We start from the raw sequence: 20,408 nt of genomic DNA, 5'->3' as shown, positions 1-20,408 counted from the left end.
CGCTATGGACCGCTCCGAAATCTTCGACAAGATCGCCGAGGTCGCTGCTGACGTTCTGGGCGTCGATGTTGCCGAAATTAGCGATGAGACCACCTTTGACGACCTCGATGCCAACTCGCTCGAGCGCCTGCAGCTGGTTACGGCTATCGAGGACGAGTTCAACCTCGAGATCGATGATGAGACTCTGCTCTCGCTCAACTCTGTCGCCGACGCCGTCGACGCGATCGAAAACGCCAGGGAGGCCTAGGTCTTGGCTTTATCCGAACGACTTACGCGTGCCCAGGAAATCCTGGGCCACGAGTTCAATAATAAGGTGCTGCTGCGCGCGGCCCTTACGCATCCCTCGGCAGTCGAGGGCCAGCCGGTTTCTGCCAGCTATGAGCGCCTTGAGTTCTTGGGCGATTCCATTTTGGGTGCTGTGGTCGCACGCTCCCTGTTTGAGTCCTATCCTGAGTTTGACGAGGGCAAGCTCACGCGCCTGAAGGTGTCGCTTGTCTCGGGCGCTACGCTGTCCGAGGTTTCTCACGAGCTGGGCATCGACGACATCATCATCTTTGGTGCCTCCGAGACCGGTACCGGTGCGCGCGGCCTGCATTCGGCGCTCGAGAACGTCTACGAGTCGCTCGTGGGCGCACTGTACCTGGATGCCGGCTGGGACGTTGCGGCGGAGTTTATCCATCGTACGCTTAAGCCGCATTTGGCTTCCGAGCGCGCCGAGCATCCCGCGAACCCCAAGTCGTTTTTGCAGGAGTGCGTGCAGGCCGACGGCCACGAGCCCCCGGCGTATAAGCTCGTTGGCTCCGAGGGCCCGGCGCATGCGCCCACCTTTACCGCCGTGGTTTTGATCGATGGTATTCGTCAGGGTCGCGGCTCCGGCTCCTCAAAGAAGGAAGCCGAGGGAGCCGCCGCGCTCGAAGCGCTCGATCGCATGGGTTACACCACCAACGGCGTGATTCTGAACAAGAAGCACGTGTAAGCGAGGAACCGTGTATCTCAAGTCCCTCACGCTCAAAGGGTTCAAGTCGTTTGCCGACCGCGCCCATATGACGTTTGAGCCGGGCCTGACCGTCATCGTCGGTCCCAACGGCTCGGGAAAATCGAACATCTCTGACTCGATTCTGTGGGTCCTGGGCGAGCAGAGCGCCAAGCAGCTGCGCGGCCAGGCCATGGAGGATGTCATCTTCTCGGGCTCGTCAGCGCGCAAGCCGGTGGGTGTCGCCGAGGTCACGCTTGTGCTCGATAACTCGGACCATATGCTGCCCGTCGATTTTGACGAGGTCGCCATCACCCGTCGTATGTATCGCTCGGGCGAAAGCGAGTACCTCATCAACTCGAGCCCGTGCCGCCTGATGGACATTCAGGACATCTTGCACGATTCGGGCCTGGGCAAGGATACGCATTCCATCATCAGCCAGGGCAAGCTCGATGCCATCTTGCAGAGCCGCCCCGAGGAGCGCCGCGCTCTCATCGAGGAGGCCGCCGGCATCTCCAAGCACAAGCGCCGCAAGGAGCGTGCGCTCAAAAAGATTAAGTCGATGGACGAGCACCTGACGCGTGCCCGTGACATCAATAAGGAAATCGCCCGTCAGCTGCGACCGTTGGAGCGTCAGGTCGATCGCGCGCGCAAGTACAAAGAGCTGTCCTCGCGCGCGAACGAGCTTACGCAGATGCTAGCCGTCGACGAGCTGCGTTCGCTGCAGTCGCAGTGGAACGACCTGGAGAGCCGTTCCAAGGAAGGCGCCGCCGAGCTGGAGCTTGCGCAGTACCGCTTGGGCGAAAAGGAGCGTGAGCTCGAGAAGCTTCAGGTCATGCTCGAGGAAAAGGGCCTGTTTGTGGGCGACCTGGGCGAGCAGCGCCGTCATATGCAAGATGTGGTCGGCCGCATTAACTCCGACATGCGCCTGCTCGAGGAAAAGGGCCACAATATGGTGTCGCGCCTGTCTGACATGCGCGGGCAGATTTCGAGCTCCGAGCATCAGCGACGTCGCGTGGTCGAGGAGCTCGAGGACGCGCGTGCGCAGCTTGAGGAAGTGACCGGTGCGTACATGCAGGCCCAGGAGGACGTTGACGCCGCCGGACCTGCCGCCGCCCAGCTCCACGAGCATCGCGTGGCGCTCGACAATCAGATATCGCAGCTTACGTGTGAGCAACGCGATGTGCAGCGCGTGGCCGATAACGCCGCGCTCGAGCTCGCCAAGGTGAAGGATTCCTTGAGCAATGCCGAGGTCGAGGACGACATGTATGCCTCGCGCCTGAAGCAGATCGAAGAACAGCTCGAGGAGGTCACGGCTTCGCTCGAGAGCCGTCGCGACCGCGCCGAGGAGCTTGAGGGCGCTCTTGAGGAAGCGCGCCGGGCTCAGGTTGATGCGCGTGAAGGCACCGAAACGGCACGCGCGGCCCTGAAGGACCTGCGTGCCCGTGAGAGCGAGGCACGCAACAAGTTATCCGAGGTGCGCTCGGAGCTTGCCAGCCAAAAGAAGCTTGATGCGCGCATGGCCGACAGCTCGCCGCTCGTGAGCCGTCTGGTGGGTGCGCTTGGCGATGACGTAATGGGTCGCCTGGGCGATGTGCTCGAAGCCCCTCGCGAGCTTGAGGGCCTGGTTGAGCAATTGCTCGCCGGCGATATCGATGCGCTGCTGTTTGATGACGCCGCCAAGCTTGAGCGTGCCGGTCGTGCGGCTCTGGACCAAAAGAAGGCCTCAGGCGAAGCACTGCTGGTGGCGCGCGGCGTGAGCGGCTCTACCGCCGCTGAGGGCGCTGCCGGTATCCGCCTGGTTGATCGTCTGTCCGTGCGCGCAGGCTACGGACCCGTCGTCGAGGCGCTGCTCGGCGGCTATTACGTAGTGGACGATCTTGCTGCCGCGCTTTCGGCGCCGGTCGTTGACGGCGTGACTTACGTGACCCCCGATGGCGCCCGCGTCGCCTGCGGCGGCCTGGTACGCGTGGGCCTCGATGCCGGCGAGGCCTCGGGTGCTCTGGAGCGCAAGCGTCGCATTCGCGAGCTGGAGGGCCTGGAGCCCGATCTGGCTGCCGTGTTTGAGCATGTGTCGGATCAGGTCGTCGAGGCCAATGCGGCCGTCGAAGAGGCGCGTGCCGCCGAGGGCGATGCCGCCGGCGAGATCGCCCGTCTTGAAGGCGAGCGCCGCTCGCTGCTCTCCGAGATCGGCCGCTTGGAGCAAAGCGCCAACAATGCCGAGGTCGAGCGCGTGCGCATCTCCAAGCGCCGCGAGCAGGCCTCCGAGGTCGTTCGCGCTTCGCGCCCGCGCGTGGACGAGCTCACCCGTTCGCGTGACGAGGCTCGCGCGCAGGCAAGCGATCTGGGCTTGCAGATTGCCGAGGCCAACGACGAACTCGACCGCGTTCGCCGTGACGATTCCGAGGCTGCCGGCAAGCTCGCCGACGCCAAGGTTCGCCTAGCCCAGACGAGCGAACGCCTGCGTTCGCTGAAGGGCCGCGTGCCCGACCTGGAGCATCGTCTTGAGGGCATCGACCGTCGTATCCGCGGAACACGCCAGGCCTCGCGCTCGCTCGAGCTGCTGCGCCTGCGCGTCGACCCCATGCACGAGCGCTATTCGGCCCTGCTGGAGCGTGCCTCGGATTGGGCTGCGCGTCTGCGTGACCAGGCTTCGCTCGAGGAGGCGGACTCCGCTTCGCTCAAGAAGACCATCGAGGATGCCAAGGCAGAGGTTGCCCGCGCTAAGGAGCGAGTCGATACCGCCTCTGCCACGCAAAACGAGTTCAAGGTCGCGCGTGGCAAGCTCGAGGTGCAGGTGGAGGCGGCCATCAAGGCCATTACCGCCGATGGCACTACGGTACTCGAGGAAGCGCTCATGCTTCCGGCGCCCACGGACCGCGATGCCGCCGAGCGCGAGCTCAACCAGCTCGTGCGTCAGATCAACAATCTGGGCCCCGTGAACCAGGTTGCCATGGAGGAGTACGAGCAGCTTAAGCGCCGCGCCGACTACATCGAGGAGCAGCTGGCCGATCTGGAGAGCGCGCGCAAGGCGCTCACCAAGATAACCGTGGCTATCGACCGCAAGATGCGTAAGGCCTTCCTAGTTACCTTTGAGAAGGTCGATGCGAACTTCCGCGAGATCTTCGCCATGCTGTTCCCGGGTGGACAGGCGCATCTGGAGATGACCGACCCCGAGCACCCGGCTGATACGGGTATCGAGGTCGTGGCGCAGCCGCGCGGCAAGCGCATCACCAAGATGATGCTCATGTCGGGTGGCGAGAAGAGCCTGACGGCGCTCGCCCTGCTCTTTGCCGTGTACCGCACGCGTACGGTGCCGTTCTATGTGCTGGACGAGGTCGAGGCGGCGCTCGACGACGCCAACTTGTCCAAGCTCATCGGCGCCCTTGATGTACTGCGTTCCGATACGCAGCTCTTGGTCATCTCGCATCAGCGCCGTACTATGGAGGACGCTGACGTCCTCTATGGCGTCTCGATGCAAGCCGACGGCGTCAGTCGCGTCGTCTCGCAAAAACTCGATCGCGAAACCGGAAAGGTCGTGAATGCATAATGGGATTCTTTGACGCACTCTCGCGCGGACTTGAGCGCAGCCGCGAGGCTCTCAACGAGGTCTTTTACTTTGGCGGCGAGGTCGACGAGGATTTTTGGGAGGACCTAGAGGACACCCTCGTTATGGGTGACATGGGTGCCGAGGTCGCCATTCAGGTCTCCGATGACCTACGCGATGCCGCGGCCAAGAAGAACCTCAAGACCGCTCCGCAGCTTCGCCGTGCCCTGGCCGAGCAGCTCGAGCAGCACTTTGTGCCCATCGAGCGCGATCCGTTTTCCGATACGCCGAGCTGCGTGCTGTTTGTGGGCATTAACGGTGCCGGCAAGACCACGACGGTCGGTAAGATCGCGAGCGCCATGGCCGCCCGCGGCAAGAACGTGGTGATCGGTTCGGCCGACACCTTCCGCGCCGCCGCCATCGAGCAGCTCGATGTGTGGGGGCAGCGTGCCGGCGTACCGGTTATCAAGCGCGACCGCGGCTCCGACCCGGCAAGTGTTTGCTACGACGTGCTCGACGAGGCCGACAAGCGCGGCAGCGACCTGGTGCTTATCGATACCGCCGGCCGTCTGCACACGAGCCCTGAGCTCATGCGCGAGCTTGCCAAGGTGGTCAATGTGACCCGTAAGCGCGCCGCCAATATGGCCGCCGGTCCCATGCCGGTTTCGGTCGTGCTTGTGATCGACGCCGCGACGGGCCAAAACGGTCTGAACCAGGCGCTCGAGTTTAACGAGGCGCTGGGCCTGGACGGTATTATCATGACTAAGCTCGACGGCACGGCTAAGGGCGGTATCGCCATGGCCGTGGCCGAGAAACTCAAGCTCCCGATCCTGCGCGTGGGCGTGGGCGAGCAGGTCGATGATCTGCAGGAGTTCAATGCCAAAGATTTCTGCCGCGCCCTGGTGGGCGAGTCCAATTAAGGAGTGACTAGTGTTTGATTCCCTGAGCGATCGCCTCAACGACACATTTGACCGCCTGCGCGGCAAGGGCAAGCTGACCGAGGCCGATATTACTTCGGCCATGCGCGATATTCGCATGGCGCTGCTCGAGGCCGACGTCAACTTTAAGGTCGTCAAGGAGTTCGTCGCCAAGACCAAGGAGCGCTGCATGACCGCCGAGGTCATGGAGTCGCTGTCGCCGGCGCAAAACGTCGTCAAGATCGTGCTCGATGAGCTCACCGAGATGCTTGGCTCAACCGAGAGCAAGCTCGTCTTTAGCAACCGCATTCCCAATGTCATCATGCTTGTGGGTCTGCAGGGCTCCGGTAAGACCACGGCTGCCGTAAAGCTGGCCTACCTGCTCAAGAAGCAGGGCCGCTCGCCGTTGCTCGCCGCGTGCGACGTCTACCGTCCCGCTGCTGCCGACCAGCTGGCCACGCTCGGTGGCGAGATCGGCGTACCGGTCTTCCGCGGCGACGGTGCGCACCCGGTCGATATCGCCAAGGGCGCCATCCAGGAGGCCGTCGACCACCTGCGCGACGTGGTCATCGTCGATACCGCCGGACGTCTTCAGATCGATGAGCAGATGATGCAGGAGGCCGTGGACATCAAGAAGGCCGTCAAGCCCGATCAGGTGCTGATGGTCGTCGATGCCATGACCGGTCAGGATATCGTCAACGTCGTCTCGACCTTCGCCGAGCGCACCGACTTTGACGGCGTGATTATCTCTAAGCTCGACGGCGACGCCCGTGGCGGCGGCGCGCTTTCCGTGCGCCAGGTGACCGGCAAGCCCATCAAGTTTGTGAGCATGGGCGAGAAGCCCGATTCGCTGGAGCCGTTCTACCCCGATCGTATGGCCAAGCGCATTCTGGGTATGGGCGACGTTGTCGGCATTATCGAGAAGGCCCAGGAGGCGGCCGACGCCGAGCAGCTCGAGGCCGCCGAGCGCATGCTGCGCGAGGGCTTTACCATGAACGACATGCTCGACCAGATGAAGGCCGTCAAGAAGATGGGCGGCATGAAGGGCATTCTGGGCATGCTCCCCGGTGGCCAGCGTGCGCTTAACCAGATGGGTGGTAACCTGGACGAAGGTATCTTCGATAAGAACGAGGCCATCATCATGTCGATGACCAAGGAGGAGCGCCTTCGCCCCTCCATCATCAACGGCCAGCGCCGTGCCCGCATTGCCAAGGGCGCCGGTGTGACCCCCACCGAGGTCAATAGCCTTATGAAGCAGTGGGGCGAGATGAATAAGATGATGGGCCGCATGCGCACGATGGCCAATCAGGCGCAGGCCGGCGGCAAGAAGGGCAAGAAGGGTAAGAAGGGCAAAAAGATGCGCATGCCCAATATTCCCGGTCTGGATGCCATGGGGCTGGGCGGCATGGGCGGCCTGGGAACGGGCGGCCCCAAGTCCGATATGGACCTGCTGCGCCAGATGGAAGCGCAGATGCGCAACAAGAAGTAACGACTAGTTGAGTCGTGTATGGCGAAGGCCGCCTGGATGGTATTCCAGGCGGCCTTCGCCGTTTGTTCGCTGGTTGTCGCACGCGTGGAAGCGCGTTCTCGACGAGGTGCTTGTCGTTAGTGGCAGCTGCAGCCCTCGTGGCCCTCGTGCTCGTGATGGCCGTGGCAGCCGCAGGACTCGCCATGCTCGCGGGTGTGCTCGTGGTCGTGACCATGGCAGTCGCAGGTGGCCTCGCCGGTCTGAGCGAGCGTGCCGGCAATGAGGGCCTCGACGCTGGCATCGCAGCTGCCCTGGGCGCCCGCATAGACCGTGATGCCAGCCTGGGTGAGCGCGTTGATGGCGCCGCCGCCGATACCGCCGCAGATGAGCGTGTCAACGCCACCGTTGGCAAGCAGACCCGCCAGGGCGCCGTGACCGGTGCCGCCGGTGCCTACGACTTGCTCGTTGAGCACCTTGCCATCTTGGATGTCGTAGATCTTGAACTGCTCGCTGCGGCCAAAGTGCATAAAGATGTTGCCGTTGTCGTACGTCGTTGCCACCCTCATGGTGCCGACCTCCTTTGCTGGCCATGCGGCCGTCGTCGTGGTGATGGGGGAGTATGCGATATTACCGCCCTCGATGACAATCGCTCGTCCATTGACCAACGCGTTTGCCACCTTGCGATGCGCGCGGCTGCTGATTGCCGCCACCGTGGCGCGGGCGATGCCCATGTGCAGGGCGACGGCCTCCTGATTGAGGCCCTCCAGATCGCACAGGCGCAGTACTTCGAGCTCATCGACCGTCATATCGATAGCGTCTCCGCTGGCAAGGCCATCGGGGGTAAAGCCGCGATATTCGGGGATGATCCCAACGCGGCGCAGTTTTTCGCGTCTTCCAGCCATACACTCTCCAAATCTGACATATGTCAACAATAGAATAGCGAACGTGCGGATTTGCGCAAGGAATTTCTGGCATATGTCAGAAAATGAGGGCTTATGTTTGGGCTGTGGGGCCGCGTGCGCCTGGGCTACAATGAATCTCGCTTGTAGGCGACTGACAGGAGGGTCAATGAGCAAAGCTGATCAACAGTTTGTAACCATGTGCCGCGATATCTTGGACCATGGCACCACCACCGAGGGCCAAAAGGTCCGCCCGGTGTGGGAGGACGGCACCCCTGCCTATACCATTAAAAACTTTGGTGTCACGGCGCGCTATGATCTGCGCGAGGAGTTCCCCGCGCTCACCCTGCGCCGTACGGCGCTTAAGTCTGCCATGGACGAGATTCTGTGGATCTATCAAAAGAAGTCCAATAACGTGCATGACCTCAACAGCCATATCTGGGATGAGTGGGCCGATGAGACCGGTTCCATCGGTAAAGCCTACGGCTATCAGATTGGTCAGAAGAGCCATTACGCCGAGGGCGACTTCGACCAGATGGACCGTGTACTGTACGACCTTAAGCACACGCCGTATAGTCGCCGCATTATGACCAATACGTACGTGTTTAGCGATCTGTCCGAGATGCACCTTTATCCATGCGCCTATAGCGTGACCTATAACGTGACGCAGCGTCCTCAGGACGACAAGCCGACGCTCAACATGATTCTCAACCAGCGCAGCCAGGACATTTTAGCCGCGAACAACTGGAACGTGTGCCAGTACGCCATTTTGCTGATGATGGTCGCGCAGTCGGTCGATATGATTCCCGGTGAGCTGCTGCACGTGATCGCCGACGCCCATATCTATGATCGTCATGTCGATATCGTCCGCGAGCTTATCGAGCGTCCGCAGTTTGCGGCACCCAAGGTAACGCTCAACCCCGATGTGCATGACTTCTATGCGTTTACGACCGATGACCTGATCGTCGAGGGCTATGAGCACGGCCCTCAGGTCAAGAACATCCCCATTGCGGTGTAGGTGACGCGCATGACGTGTAAGCTTTCTGCCATCGTCGCCGTGTGTGACGACTGGGGTATTGGCTGCGAGGGCGATATGGTGGTGTCCAATCGCGCCGATATGCGCCATTTTGTGGCCTGCACCAAGGGCTGCCCGGTTATCATGGGACGCAAGACGCTGCTGAGTTTTCCCGGCGGGCGTCCTCTCAAGAACCGCCGCAATATCGTGCTTACGCGCGATATAGGCTTTACCCGCGAGGGCGTCGACGTGGTGCATAGCGTTGACGAAGCGCTCTCTGCGGTTGCCGATGAGCTCGTTGCCTGGGTGATCGGTGGCGGCGATGTCTATCGGCAGTTTTTGCCGTACTGCGTGGAGGCCGAGGTCACTCATAACCACTGCGTGCATGTCGTGGACACGTATTTTCCCGACTTGGACGCCGATCCCGCGTGGGAGATTGCGCAGCGTAGCGGGGTCGCGACGATTGCCGCCGGTGAGGGTGACGAGGGCGTCAATTATGAGTTCGTGACGTATCGTCGCATCGAGGCGTAAATCGTCTGGCGTGAACGGTATCATCGTGTTGATTGAATGCATGGGGCGGCGCTTAGCGTCGCCTCGTTTGGTATAGATGTGCTGTAAAGAAGGGTGCGGGCTGGCTGCTATGACTGATGCCGTTGAGGTTCTGCGAATTGATTCGCTCGAGGACGAGCGGCTCGATGCCTACGTGCGACTGACCGAGCGTGAGCTTCGCTGCGTGCTGGAGCCGCAAAAGGGCATCTTTATTGCGGAGAGCGCCAAGGTCATCGAGCGTGCCGTGCGCGCCGGATATGAGCCGGTGAGCTTTCTTCTGGGCGAGCGCTGGCTCGACCAGATGATGCCGCTGTTTGACCAGCTTGTCGTGCGCGAGGGATCGGGTCCGGTTCCCGTGTTCGTGGCCTCCATGGAGCTCATGGAGCAGTTGACGGGCTTTAACGTGACGCGCGGCGCGCTGGCGGCGTTCCGTCGTCCGCGTCAGATTCCGGTTGATGAGTTCTTGGGCGGCGTCGTCGAGGCGGCGGGGGATCGTCCGGTGCGCGTGTGCGTGCTCGAGGGTATTGTCGACCACACCAATGTTGGCGCGATTTTCCGCTCGGCCGCCGCGCTTAATGTCGACGGTATTCTGGTGAGCCCTACGTGTTGCGATCCGCTGTATCGTCGCTCGGCTCGTGTGAGCATGGGTACCGTGTTTCAGGTGCCGTGGACGCGTATCGGCAGCGAGGCTCGTGTGTGGCCGCATGATGGTCTGAGCGCGTTGCACGATGCCGGTTTTTCGTGTGCCGCTATGGCGTTGACGGACGATTCCGTATCGCTTGACGATCCCGTGCTGCAGGAGATTGACCGCCTGGCAATCTTTATGGGTACCGAGGGTGCCGGCTTGGGCGCCAAGACCATTGCCGGCTGTGACCACGCGGTGCGCATTCCGATGGCGCACGGGGTCGATTCGCTTAACGTGGCCGCGGCGAGCGCCGTCGCCTTTTGGCAGGTGTGCCCGCACGTGAGCAATGAGTATCACTACCAGCCGGGTTTGTATCACTAGGCAGTTATTCCGCACTGTGCTCTAATTCGGGGTGTTTCGGTCGCCGCCGGTCGGTGCTAAGCTGGATTTGGCTTTGGTTTTAAATTGCTGTTTTGCTGTTTGACGTATGCGTGTGGGGAGGGCGTGTGGCTAAGAAATCTACGGCGATCGATGTAACGCAAGGTGTCATTTGGCAGCAATTGCTGTCGCTGTGCGTTCCCATCTTTTTTAGTTCGTTTTTTCAACAGGCTTACACGCTTATCGGTACGTTTATCGTCGGCCAGTTTGGTGGCAAGCTCGCATTGGGTGGCATTCAAGCCACGATGGTGCTTACCGAGCTCTGCATTGGCTTTTGCGTTGGCGTCGGCGCCGGCTGCGCGGTCATTACCGGTCAGTTTTTTGGCCAGCACGATGATGAGCGACTGAGTCGTTCGGTCCACACGGCCATGACGCTCGCGCTGGTGGGCGGTATCGTCTTCTCGATTCTTGGCATAGTGTTCGTTGAGCCCATGCTCGTTTTGATGAATACGCCGCATGAACTTTTGGCCGAGGGCGTTGCCTATGCTCGTTGCTACTTTGCCGCCATGGTTGCGGCGCTGCTGCTCAATATGGGGACCGCGCTGCTGCGTGCCGTGGGCGATACGCGCGGGCCTGCCGTGATCATCGCTTCCGGCTGTCTTGTTAATGCGGTGCTGGATGTCATCTTCGTTGCCGTGCTTCATATGGAGGCTCTGGGCTGCGGCATCGCGGTGGCGCTGACCATTTGCTCCAACGCCACGATGATCGTAATTCGCATGATGCACGCACCGGGGGCGTGGCGGCTTTCGCTGTCCAAACTCGGCATTGATCCTGGCATTTGTAAGAGCATGATCTCGTGTGGTCTGCCGCTTGGCTTTCAGTCTGCTGCGTATTCGATTTCCAACGTTTTGATTCAGGTGTCGGTCAACTCGTTTGGTGCCGATGTCACCACGGCGTGGGGTCTTTCGGGCCGTTTGGATGGCATTGTCTGGATGGTTACCGAGGCGCTCGGCGTGTCGATCACCACGTTCTCCGCACAGAACTTTGGCGCGCGCAACTACGAGCGCATGCGCAAGGGCTACCATACGTCGCTCGTGCTGTCGTTTATGCTCATTGGTGGCCTGTCTGCCGTGCTGCTGGTGTTCTCGGGCCCGTTGTCGCGTCTGTTTGTCGACGATGCTTCGATTTCGGCGTACACCACGACGATCCTTCATTTCATCGCGCCGTTCTACGCGATTTTCTCGATTATCGAAAACGCGTCGGGATCCATTCGCGGTGCCGGCGTGAGCTTGCAGCCCATGTTGCTCACGATTTTTGGCACCGTCGTGCTCAGGGTGATCTGGGTGTTTGCGATTATGCCGTTCGATCCCTCGCTTGAGCACCTGCTGCTGGTATACCCCGTAACCTGGCTCATCACGGCCACGATGTTCACCATCTACCACCACAGCGGCAACTGGCTAGGCCGCGCCACCGCCTAGCCATTGGGGACGTTCTTAAACGACTAGTCGTTGGGGACGTTCTTAAATGACTAGTCGTTTGGGACACTCTTTGCGACACGAATTTCGGGTTTTCATCCAGTTTGTCTTGCACACCCTTGTAAACTGGCAGAACGGGCTCAGCAAATTAGATCGTCCGCGCCTATCAGATGTTGCCCGGTGGGTTTTTGATGGGAGGGCGATATGCCAAGAACGGGTCGAGTCGTTTCGTTGACGGGCTATAACCACATTATCGCGCGTGGAAATGGCGGCATTTGCATCTTTGAAGACGACGAGGATCGATATCGGATGCTCACGTTGTTCGAGGGCAAACTCGTTGGCAATGGTGTTGGCGTTACGGCGTGGTGCCTCATGTCGAACCATTTTCATCTCATGGTTGATGACCCTAACGGAAGAATCTCATCTTGCATGAGCGGCATCCTTACCTCATATGCTAAGTATTTCAATCGCAAAACTGACCGTGTTGGTCATTTGTTTCAGGATCGGTTTAAGAACATTCCAGTTGAGAATGATATTCAGGCAATTGCGCTCGCTGACTACATCCATATGAACCCAGTTAAGGCGGGTGTTTCCGCTGTCGATAGATATCGCTGGTCTAGCTATCGAGCATATGCGTATGGTTATGACGGGTTTGGGTTTTGCGATCCAGGTATAGTGTTGGAACTCGTGGGCGGTTCGCTGGAGTATCGGCATTATCTTGATGAGCGACTAGAGAGCGCACCTTATGATGCCGAGCCCCGTCCTCGTGTTCTCGATGATGAGGTGCTCAAAATCGCGAAGGAGATTGCTTTGCCTGTTTCTCTTTCCGACATTAAGGCGATGACTCCAGCCGAGCGCAGACCGATTCTTTGCAAAATGCGGAAATCAGGTCTTACGGTTAATCAAATTGTTAGGGCGGTTGGTCTTGGCCGCGCAACGGTTGCGAATGGCACGTCGGGTTGGCGTGAATTTTAGGGCCGGGATTTTGCCCTTTTCCCAAGAAAGAGTGTCCCCAGCGACTAGTCATTTAAGAACGTCCCCAATGGCTACCCAAGTGCCGGATTAGTATTCGATGCCTTGGCGGGCTAGGAGGCCTTCGTCGAAGTAGTGTTTGACGGGGCGCATTTCGGTTACTAGGTCGGCAAGGTCGGCGAGGGGTAGCAAGCCGCGGCCGGTGAGCACGAGCTCCGTGGTGGCGGGCTTCAGCGCGATCAGCCCCTCCACATCCTCGCGCGTCACAACGCCGCGGCGCATGGCCTCGCCGAGTTCGTCCAAAATCAGAACGTCGACCTGTGATATCTGCTCGCGTGCGAGCTCCATGATCTGTGCGGCGCAAGCCTCGGGCGTGTCGCGATCGGCCTGCACAATACGCAGCCCCAGGCGCGGCGCGGCATCATGCTCGGCGCAGTGCAGTTTCTTGGCAAACTGCAGCATAAGCACGTCGAGTCCATAGCCCGTCGCGCGCAAGGCGAGCCCCAACGCAGCCGTCGTCTTGCCCTTGCCGTCGCCTGTATAGATTTGAACCTTGCCGACTTCCAGTGATGCCATCTCTGTCCTTTCGTGCCCGGCATCGGTTTATCGCCGTCCGGGTTGGGTATTCTAGATATCATTATCAACCCCAGTAGATGGAGTTCAAGCAGATGGAGATGGATGACAACAAACGTAGACGGAATATGATCCTCTACGTGCTCATCGCCTTCGTCGTCTACCTCGTGCTCTCGACCGTTCTGTTCCCCAACATCGGTCACACGCAGCAGATTACGAAGACCGATTACTCGACGTTTGTCAAAGCGCTCGATAAGAAGAGCGTCGACAAGGTCGAGTACAACACGGACGATTACACGATTTATTACACCAAGAAGGGCGAGGACGAGAACATCGCCTACAAGACGACCGGTGTGCCGAATGATGCGGGTTTTACCGATCGCGTGCTTGAATCTGGCGCCTCGCTTGAGTCGGTCGTTCCCGATAAGAATTCGGGTCTGATGACCTACTACCTGCTCACGTTCATTCTTCCCATGGCGATTTTCTTCCTCATCGGCTGGTGGCTCAATCGCCGCATGAAGAAGGCCATGGGCGATGACGGCCCGTCGATGAACTTTGGTGGCGGCGGTTTTGGCGGCGGCGGACTGGGCAAGTCCGGTGCTCGCGTGATCGCTTCCAAGGATGTGGGCGTGACCTTTAAGGACGTCGCTGGCCAGGAAGAGGCCAAGGAGTCTCTCAAGGAGGTCGTCGACTTTCTGGAGAAGCCGCAACGCTACGAGGAAATCGGCGCCAAGCTGCCGCGCGGTGCTCTTCTTGTTGGCCCTCCGGGTACCGGTAAGACCCTGCTTGCCAAAGCTGTTGCCGGCGAGGCGGGCGTTCCGTTCTTTAGCATTTCGGGCTCTGAGTTTGTCGAGATGTTCGTCGGCCGTGGCGCCGCCAAGGTGCGCGACCTGTTTAAGCAGGCCAAGGAAAAGGCCCCGTGTATCGTATTTATCGACGAGATCGATACGATCGGTAAGAAGCGTGACGGCGGCGGCTTTAGCGGCAACGACGAGCGCGAGCAGACGCTCAACCAGCTGCTGACCGAGATGGACGGCTTCGATAACCACAAGGGTATCGTCGTCCTCGCTGCCACCAACCGTCCCGACAGCCTCGATCCCGCTCTGCTGCGCCCCGGTCGTTTTGATCGCCGCATCCCCGTTGAGCTGCCCGACCTGACCGGCCGCAAGAACATCCTTGAGCTGCATGCCAAGAGCGTGAAGACGCAGCCGCCGATCGACCTGACTGCGATTGCCCGCGCCACGCCCGGTGCCTCGGGTGCCGACTTGGCAAACATCATCAACGAGGGTGCCCTGCGCGCCGTCCGCGAGGGTCGCAAACGCGCCACCCAGGATGATTTTGAGGAGTCGGTGGAGGTTGTCATCGCCGGCCAGCAGCGCAAGTCGACGGTGCTGTCCGATCATGAGAAGCAGGTTGTGTCCTACCACGAGATCGGCCATGCCATCGTTGCCGCCCGTCAGAAGGGGTCCGCGCCGGTCACCAAGATCACCATCGTGCCGCGCACGAGTGGCGCTCTGGGCTACACCATGCAGGTCGAGGAGGACGAGCGCTTCCTGACGACGCGCCAGGAGGTTCTGGACAAGCTCGCCGTCTACTGCGGTGGTCGCGCGGCCGAGGAGCTCATCTTTGGCGAGATGACGACCGGTGCCGCCAACGATATCGAGCAGGCTACCAAGCTCGCCCGCAACATGGTGACGCGCTTTGGTATGTCCGACGAGTTTGGCATGATGGCGCTTGGTACCGTGCAGAATGCGTACCTTAACCAGGACACGTCGCTCACCTGCGCCCCCGGCACGGCCGAGCGCGTGGACGCGATTGTCGCCAAGCTGATCGAGGACGCGCATGATCGCGCTCTGCAAATCCTGAAGGAGAACAAGTTCAAGCTCCACGAGCTGGCTCGTTATCTGTACAAGAAGGAGACGATCACGGGCGAGGAGTTCATGAACCTCCTCACGCGCGAGAATCCGCTGATGCCGAAGCAGCAGTAATACTAGTTGCGCAGTGTCAATCGCCCCATTTGAGTGTCCATCTCAAATGGGGCGTTTTGCGTGGGGGAGTTGTATATGAAGATCGTAGTGAGCGCCTGCTTGATAGGCGAGAGCTGCAAGTATAACGGACTCGATAACTACCATCGCGAGCTGGTCGAAGCGTGCGAACGCACGGGGACCGAGGTCCTGTTGGTATGCCCTGAGGTTTTTGGTGGCTTGCCCACGCCGCGCAAGCCGTCCGAGATTGTTAACGGCGAGGTTCGCACCTGCGAGGGCATCTCGGTCGATCGCGAGTATCGCCTTGGTGCCCAACGAGCGCTCGACATGTGCGAGCAAGCGGGCGGGCCGGAAGAGATCGCTGCGTGCATCCTGCAGGACCGTAGTCCCTCGTGCGGTGCGGGCCGCATCTACGACGGAACATTCAGCGGTACCCTCACGGTGGGCAATGGCGTCTTCGTTGATTTACTGCTCCGCCACGGTTATCGCGTGATCCCGGCTAGCGAGTTCGACCCCAGCATGCTTGAGCAATAAAAAACCACTACAAGGGTGTTGCTCCCTTGTGGTGGTTTTGGGCTAGGCCTAGAGCGTGTGGCCGTAGGCGTTGGCGGCCTTGATGGCGGCGGCGAATTTTTCGTCGGTGAAGGGCTCCGGGTTGCCTTGCTTCCACTCGTTGGTGGCGTGCGCGTGCTCGCACAGGGCAGGGATGTCGGCCTCGGAAAGCCCGACCTGCTCAAGCGTCACGGGCAGCCCCATCTGCTTGTTAAAGGCGGCGTAGCGCTCAAGGTTCTCGGTATCGCCCGTGTAGGCGAACAGCACCAGCACGCCCAGGCTCACGACCTCACCGTGCAGGTAGGATCCCTCACGCGGAATACTGCAGGTGGCGTTGTAGAATGCGTGCGCCACGCTCGAGTTGTAGTAGTAATCGTTCTGGTTGGTCAGGTTGGAGACGTAGCCCGTGTTGACCACGATGTCGAGCGCAATCTGCTTGACGGCCTCGCTCGACAGGTTCTGGCGCACGTCCTCAAGACCCTGGACGCCATAGGTAAACAGTGGCTCGGAACAGGTGTGGGCGAGCGCCAGGCCAAGACCGGCGGTGTGCTCCAGGTTGCCGGCGCTCGTGGCGTACTCGACCTCGGGCTGTTTAGACAGGGCATCGCCCACGCCGGCCCAGAAGTACTCTGCCGGTGCCTCGGCGATGATCTTGGGGTTGATGAAGATGTGCGCCGGTCTGTTGGGGTACGAATAGCCCTCGAGCGAGCCGTCGTCGTTATACACGACGGCAATGGCGGTCGCGGCCGAGCAGTTGGAGCAGATCGTCGGCACCGTAAAGACGATCTTCTTGAGCTCGATAGCTGCGGTCTTCACGGTGTCGAGCGCCTTGCCGCCACCGCATGCGATAAGCACGTCGGCTTCCTGGCAGGCAGGGGAGTTTACGACCTTGGCGATATTTGCGCGCGTACTGTTGGTGCCGTAGACGCGCGTCTCCAGAATTTCGACGTCGGTACCCGCCAGCGCAGCTTCGATACCGGGAAGTGCTGCGGCCAGTGCCCGCTTGCCACCGATGATCGCGACCTTCTTCGCGCCGTACTCGGCCAGCGCGCCGGGCAGCTCGTCAAAGCAATCCTCGCCAACGGTGTAGTCGCTCATTCCAATCGTGCGCATAGCAACCTTCTTTCGTTCGATAAAGTGCTTTCAGGTATTTTGCTCCAAGAGAAGGTCCACAGCCGCGAGAAATTTCGAACGTATAAAACCAGTGTTGAGGGTTTTTCGCCGGCGCGGAACGTGCTAGCATACACCGCATGAGCGTTGATGGGGACGAGTAGTCGGCCGTCCGCATGCTACAGAGAGCGGGGAGCGCTGAGAACCCGTGCATGCGACCGATGAAAATCACCCCGGAGCTGCGGTCCCAACGGACGCGCCGCACAGGCACGTCTTAGTAGATATCGCCGAGATGGTCGTCGATACAGATCAGCCGAGTAACGGATGCGAGCGCGCGGCGACGCGGGCGAGGGCATCTAAGCTGGGTGGTTAAGCGAAGAGCTTTTGCGGGCGTACGGCCCGTTTTGTGGCGCTTCGTCCCAGCTTGTAGGGACGGGCGCTTTTTGGTGCCCTACGGGCGTGCGCGCCCACGACATGAAAGGGGTACCGTGGCAAACGAGTACAAGCAGACGATGAATCTGCCCAAAACCGGATTTCCCATGCGTGCCGGTCTTTCCAAGTCCGAGCCCAAGCGACTCAAGGACTGGCAGGACAACAAGGTCTACGAGCAGGTTCTGAAGAAGAACGAGGGTCACAAGAAGTTCGTGCTGCACGACGGCCCTCCGTACGCCAACGGTCCGATCCACATCGGCCACGCCATGAACAAGATCTCCAAGGACATGATCAACCGTTACTGGATGATGCAGGGCTATGAGGTTCCCTATGTCCCCGGCTGGGACTGCCACGGCCAGCCGATCGAGCATAAGGTCGAGGAGAAGCTCGGCACCGAGAAGTTCAACCAGACCCCCACGGCCAAGATCCGTGAGCTCTGCAACGAGTTCGCTGTCGAGAACATCGAGCTTCAGAAGGCCGGTTTCCGTCGTCTGGGCGTGCTCGGCGACTGGGACAACCCCTATCTGACGCTCTATCACCAGCATGATGCCGCCGACATCGAGGTCTTTAAGGCCATGTTCGATAAGGGCATGATCTATCGCGGCCACAAGCCGGTTCACTGGTGCAAGCACTGCCACACCGCGCTGGCCGAGGCCGAGATCGAGTACTCCGACGAGACGAGCCCCTCCATCTTCGTGCGCTTTGAGATGACCTCCAAGCCCGCCGGCCTCGAGAACTTCGACGGCCCGGTCGACTTTATCATCTGGACGACTACGCCGTGGACCATCCCCTCCGACCAGGCCGTTTCCCTCAAGCCCGGCGCCGCCTATGTCGCCGTTGAGCACGATGGTCGTGCCGAGGTCATGCTCGAGGACCTGGCTCCCAAGTGCTGCGAGGAGTTTGGCTGGGAGTACACTCCGGTAATGGTCGACGGCAAGCCCTATGTGGTTCCCGCCGAGACTTTCCACCACATCCACTACAAGCAGCCGATCTTTGACGGCGTTGAGGGCGTGGCGCTGCTGGCCGATTACGTTGGTGTCGATGACGGTACCGGTATCGTCCACAACTCGCCCGGCCACGGCGTCGACGACTACTTTGCCTGCCTCAAGGAGGGCATCACCGACATTTGCATGCCGGTCGATGACGACGGCAAGTTCTACACCGGTGAGGAGTTTGGCACCGGTGGTCCCTTCAGCGGTATGGATACCGATGAGGCCAACCCGCACATCATCGAGTTCCTGCGCGAGCGCGGCACCCTGGTCCTCGAGAAGAAGATTACGCACAGCTATCCGCACTGCTGGCGCTGCAAGCACCCGGTGCTCTTCCGTGCTACCGACCAGTGGTTTGTCTCGATGGACAAGACCGGTTTGCGCGAGCAGGCTGGCAAAGAGGTCCGCGAGAACGTCAAGTGGTATCCGGCCCACGCGGCCAATCGCATTGGCGCCATGGTCGAGCAGCGTCCCGACTGGTGCATCAGCCGTCAGCGCAACTGGGGCGTGCCTATCCCCAGCTACACCTGCGCCGACTGCGGCGAGAAGGTCATGAACGACGCCACGCTCGACGCCGTTATCAAGCTCTTCCACGAGAAGGGCTCCGACGCCTGGTTCACCGACGCTCCCGAGAGCTACCTGGGCGAGGCCTGCGTCTGCCCCAAGTGCGGCGGCCATCACCTCAAGGCCGATAAGGACATCCTCGACGTGTGGTGGGACTCCGGCGTTTCCTGGAAGGCCGTCTGTGAGTATCGCCCCGAGCTTGAGTACCCGGCGGACGTGTACCTCGAGGGCTCCGACCAGCACCGTGGTTGGTTCCAGAGCTCGCTGCTTACCTCGGTGGGTGCCAACGGCCATGCTCCGTACAAGGCGGTCGTTTCGCAGGGCTTCACGCTCGATGGCCAAGGCCGCAAGATGTCCAAGTCGCTCGGCAACGTCATCGACCCTAATAAGGTCTGCGACGAGATGGGCGCCGACATCATCCGCCTGTGGGTTGCCTCCGTCGACACCAGCTCCGATGTTTCCATCGACCACGAGATTCTCGCTCGTACGTCCGATGCCTACCGTCGCTTCCGTAACACGTTGCGCTTCCTGCTCTCCGAGCTCGAGGGTCAGTTTGAGCCCGAGACCGATGGCGTTGCCTTTGCCGACCTGTTGCCGCTCGACAAGCTTATGGTTGCCCGCCTGACCCAGGTCCAGGCCGAGGTCGACGATGCCTACTCTTGCTACGAGTTCCCGCGCGCCTACCGTGCGCTTTACGACTTCGTGGTTACCGAGCTCTCCAATGTGTATCTCGATGCCCTGAAGGACCGTCTGTACTGCGACAAGCCCGGCTCGCTCGAGCGCCGCAGCGCCCAGACCGTGCTGGCCGAGCTCTTCTCGATGCTCATGCGCGACTTGCAGCCGATCCTGTCCTACACGGTCGACGAGGCCATGGCCTATGCGCCCGCCGGCTGCGTCGATCATCAGAAGTACGCCGCGCTGCTCGATTGGTACAAATCGCCCATCACGGTCGACGAGGCCAATGAGTTTGAGGGTGTGCTCGAGGCTTCTCTCGAGCTCCGTAGCGCTGTGACCAAGGCCCTTGAGGATGCCCGCTCCGCCGGCACCTTCACCAAGAGTCAGCAGGTCCGCGTCAAGGCGGTCGTTCCCGCCGAGATGTATGCGCTGCTGACCGGCGACAAGGCCGTCGACTTGGCCGAGTTCTACATCGTCTCCGATGTTGAGCTGACGCAGGGCGAGGAGCTTTCCGTTGCCATCGAGGCTGCCGAGGGCGAGTGCTGCGACCGTTGCTGGAACTATCGCACCACCGTCGGCGAGTACAACGGCCACGCGCATATTTGCGAGAGGTGTGCGAATGCCCTTTAAGGCACGGTAACTCGGCATTTTAGTTATAGGGAGAATTTGGGCGCCTTCGGCCCATTTGCCCCGCTGAATATAAGCGGCAT

General features: G+C 60.5%; 16 protein-coding genes. 13 read left to right on the top strand and 3 right to left on the bottom strand.

What is annotated here, in order from left to right:
• The first annotated feature begins 4 nt into the window (after nt 1-4).
• The 5 genes from PMX60_RS05390 to ffh are packed head-to-tail and all read left to right on the top strand — an operon-like array spanning nt 5 to nt 6,926.
• Complete coding sequence (locus PMX60_RS05390; RefSeq protein WP_055309519.1) at nt 5-247, top strand: acyl carrier protein; 243 nt, start codon at nt 5-7, stop codon at nt 245-247.
• 3 nt (nt 248-250) lie between these two features.
• Nucleotides 251-976, top strand: coding sequence for a ribonuclease III (rnc, locus tag PMX60_RS05385; protein ID WP_055286400.1), 726 nt, complete (start codon nt 251-253; stop codon nt 974-976).
• A 10-nt stretch (nt 977-986) separates the two neighbouring features.
• Nucleotides 987-4,523, top strand: coding sequence for a chromosome segregation protein SMC (gene smc / locus PMX60_RS05380; protein ID WP_271747163.1), 3,537 nt, complete (start codon nt 987-989; stop codon nt 4,521-4,523).
• A complete protein-coding gene (ftsY, locus tag PMX60_RS05375) occupies nt 4,523-5,440 on the top strand; it encodes a signal recognition particle-docking protein FtsY (RefSeq protein ID WP_271747162.1) in 918 nt (305 codons plus the stop codon). Before smc ends, ftsY begins: the two co-directional genes overlap by 1 nt.
• Before the next feature lie 10 nt (nt 5,441-5,450).
• Nucleotides 5,451-6,926, top strand: coding sequence for a signal recognition particle protein (gene ffh, locus PMX60_RS05370; RefSeq protein ID WP_035138144.1), 1,476 nt, complete (start codon nt 5,451-5,453; stop codon nt 6,924-6,926).
• Between the two features lie 116 nt (nt 6,927-7,042).
• On the opposite strand, the gene PMX60_RS05365 is transcribed toward ffh, so the two are convergent.
• Nucleotides 7,043-7,807 carry a DUF134 domain-containing protein gene (locus tag PMX60_RS05365; protein WP_271747161.1) on the bottom strand — a complete coding sequence of 255 codons (765 nt, stop codon included), beginning with the start codon at nt 7,805-7,807 and terminating at the stop codon, nt 7,043-7,045.
• A gap of 166 nt (nt 7,808-7,973) precedes the next feature.
• Between PMX60_RS05365 and thyA the strand changes: the two genes are divergently transcribed.
• The 5 genes from thyA (at nt 7,974) to PMX60_RS05340 (ending at nt 12,821) form a co-directional block, all read left to right on the top strand.
• Entirely contained in the window at nt 7,974-8,822 is an 849-nt protein-coding gene (thyA, locus tag PMX60_RS05360) for a thymidylate synthase (RefSeq protein WP_055309513.1), read from the top strand.
• Between the two features lie 9 nt (nt 8,823-8,831).
• Complete coding sequence (locus PMX60_RS05355) at nt 8,832-9,350, top strand: dihydrofolate reductase (RefSeq protein WP_271747160.1); 519 nt, start codon at nt 8,832-8,834, stop codon at nt 9,348-9,350.
• A 109-nt stretch (nt 9,351-9,459) separates the two neighbouring features.
• Nucleotides 9,460-10,374, top strand: a complete 915-nt coding sequence (locus PMX60_RS05350) for a TrmH family RNA methyltransferase (RefSeq protein ID WP_271747159.1) — start codon at nt 9,460-9,462, stop codon at nt 10,372-10,374.
• A gap of 125 nt (nt 10,375-10,499) precedes the next feature.
• Complete coding sequence (locus PMX60_RS05345; protein ID WP_271747158.1) at nt 10,500-11,849, top strand: MATE family efflux transporter; 1,350 nt, start codon at nt 10,500-10,502, stop codon at nt 11,847-11,849.
• Between the two features lie 201 nt (nt 11,850-12,050).
• A complete protein-coding gene (locus PMX60_RS05340) occupies nt 12,051-12,821 on the top strand; it encodes a transposase (protein ID WP_271747157.1) in 771 nt (256 codons plus the stop codon).
• An 87-nt stretch (nt 12,822-12,908) separates the two neighbouring features.
• Here the strand turns inward: PMX60_RS05340 and PMX60_RS05335 are convergent, their stop codons facing one another.
• The gene (locus PMX60_RS05335; RefSeq protein ID WP_271747156.1) at nt 12,909-13,394 is read right to left on the bottom strand and encodes a cob(I)yrinic acid a,c-diamide adenosyltransferase; all 486 of its coding nucleotides are present in this window, start codon (nt 13,392-13,394) and stop codon (nt 12,909-12,911) included.
• Between the two features lie 92 nt (nt 13,395-13,486).
• Here PMX60_RS05335 and ftsH point away from each other — a divergent pair, with 92 nt between their 5' ends.
• Together ftsH and PMX60_RS05325 are read left to right on the top strand one after the other, a co-directional pair.
• Complete coding sequence (ftsH, locus tag PMX60_RS05330) at nt 13,487-15,379, top strand: ATP-dependent zinc metalloprotease FtsH (protein ID WP_271747155.1); 1,893 nt, start codon at nt 13,487-13,489, stop codon at nt 15,377-15,379.
• Between the two features lie 75 nt (nt 15,380-15,454).
• Nucleotides 15,455-15,910 (top strand): 2-thiouracil desulfurase family protein, encoded by a 456-nt coding sequence (locus PMX60_RS05325; protein ID WP_271747154.1) that lies wholly within the window; start codon nt 15,455-15,457, stop codon nt 15,908-15,910.
• Nucleotides 15,911-15,958: 48 nt separating this feature from the next.
• Here PMX60_RS05325 and PMX60_RS05320 read toward each other — a convergent pair whose 3' ends face one another.
• Complete coding sequence (locus PMX60_RS05320) at nt 15,959-17,041, bottom strand: iron-containing alcohol dehydrogenase family protein (protein WP_271747153.1); 1,083 nt, start codon at nt 17,039-17,041, stop codon at nt 15,959-15,961.
• 509 nt (nt 17,042-17,550) lie between these two features.
• Between PMX60_RS05320 and ileS the strand changes: the two genes are divergently transcribed.
• The gene (gene ileS, locus PMX60_RS05315; protein WP_416377928.1) at nt 17,551-20,328 is read left to right on the top strand and encodes an isoleucine--tRNA ligase; all 2,778 of its coding nucleotides are present in this window, start codon (nt 17,551-17,553) and stop codon (nt 20,326-20,328) included.
• Nucleotides 20,329-20,408 lie beyond the last annotated feature (80 nt).

Origin of the sequence: Collinsella aerofaciens (assembly GCF_028206995.1) — a bacterium.
Classification (GTDB): Bacteria; Actinomycetota; Coriobacteriia; order Coriobacteriales; family Coriobacteriaceae; genus Collinsella; species Collinsella aerofaciens_AQ.
Note: the sequence above shows the minus strand (reverse complement) of the source record. Positions and strands in the feature narration are given on the sequence as shown.

What these genes read in the sequence shown, in the direction of transcription:
- PMX60_RS05355 (WP_271747160.1), top strand. Translation starts at nt 8,832, where the DNA reads ATGACGTGTAAGCTTTCTGCCATCGTCGCCGTGTGTGACGACTGGGGT.
- PMX60_RS05325 (WP_271747154.1), top strand. Translation starts at nt 15,455, where the DNA reads ATGAAGATCGTAGTGAGCGCCTGCTTGATAGGCGAGAGCTGCAAGTAT.
- PMX60_RS05390 (WP_055309519.1), top strand. Translation starts at nt 5, where the DNA reads ATGGACCGCTCCGAAATCTTCGACAAGATCGCCGAGGTCGCTGCTGAC.
- thyA (WP_055309513.1), top strand. Translation starts at nt 7,974, where the DNA reads ATGAGCAAAGCTGATCAACAGTTTGTAACCATGTGCCGCGATATCTTG.
- ftsH (WP_271747155.1), top strand. Translation starts at nt 13,487, where the DNA reads ATGGAGATGGATGACAACAAACGTAGACGGAATATGATCCTCTACGTG.
- PMX60_RS05335 (WP_271747156.1), bottom strand. Translation starts at nt 13,394, where the DNA reads ATGGCATCACTGGAAGTCGGCAAGGTTCAAATCTATACAGGCGACGGC.
- ileS (WP_416377928.1), top strand. Translation starts at nt 17,551, where the DNA reads ATGAATCTGCCCAAAACCGGATTTCCCATGCGTGCCGGTCTTTCCAAG.
- ftsY (WP_271747162.1), top strand. Translation starts at nt 4,523, where the DNA reads ATGGGATTCTTTGACGCACTCTCGCGCGGACTTGAGCGCAGCCGCGAG.
- PMX60_RS05320 (WP_271747153.1), bottom strand. Translation starts at nt 17,041, where the DNA reads ATGCGCACGATTGGAATGAGCGACTACACCGTTGGCGAGGATTGCTTT.
- PMX60_RS05365 (WP_271747161.1), bottom strand. Translation starts at nt 7,807, where the DNA reads ATGGCTGGAAGACGCGAAAAACTGCGCCGCGTTGGGATCATCCCCGAA.
- PMX60_RS05340 (WP_271747157.1), top strand. Translation starts at nt 12,051, where the DNA reads ATGCCAAGAACGGGTCGAGTCGTTTCGTTGACGGGCTATAACCACATT.
- PMX60_RS05350 (WP_271747159.1), top strand. Translation starts at nt 9,460, where the DNA reads ATGACTGATGCCGTTGAGGTTCTGCGAATTGATTCGCTCGAGGACGAG.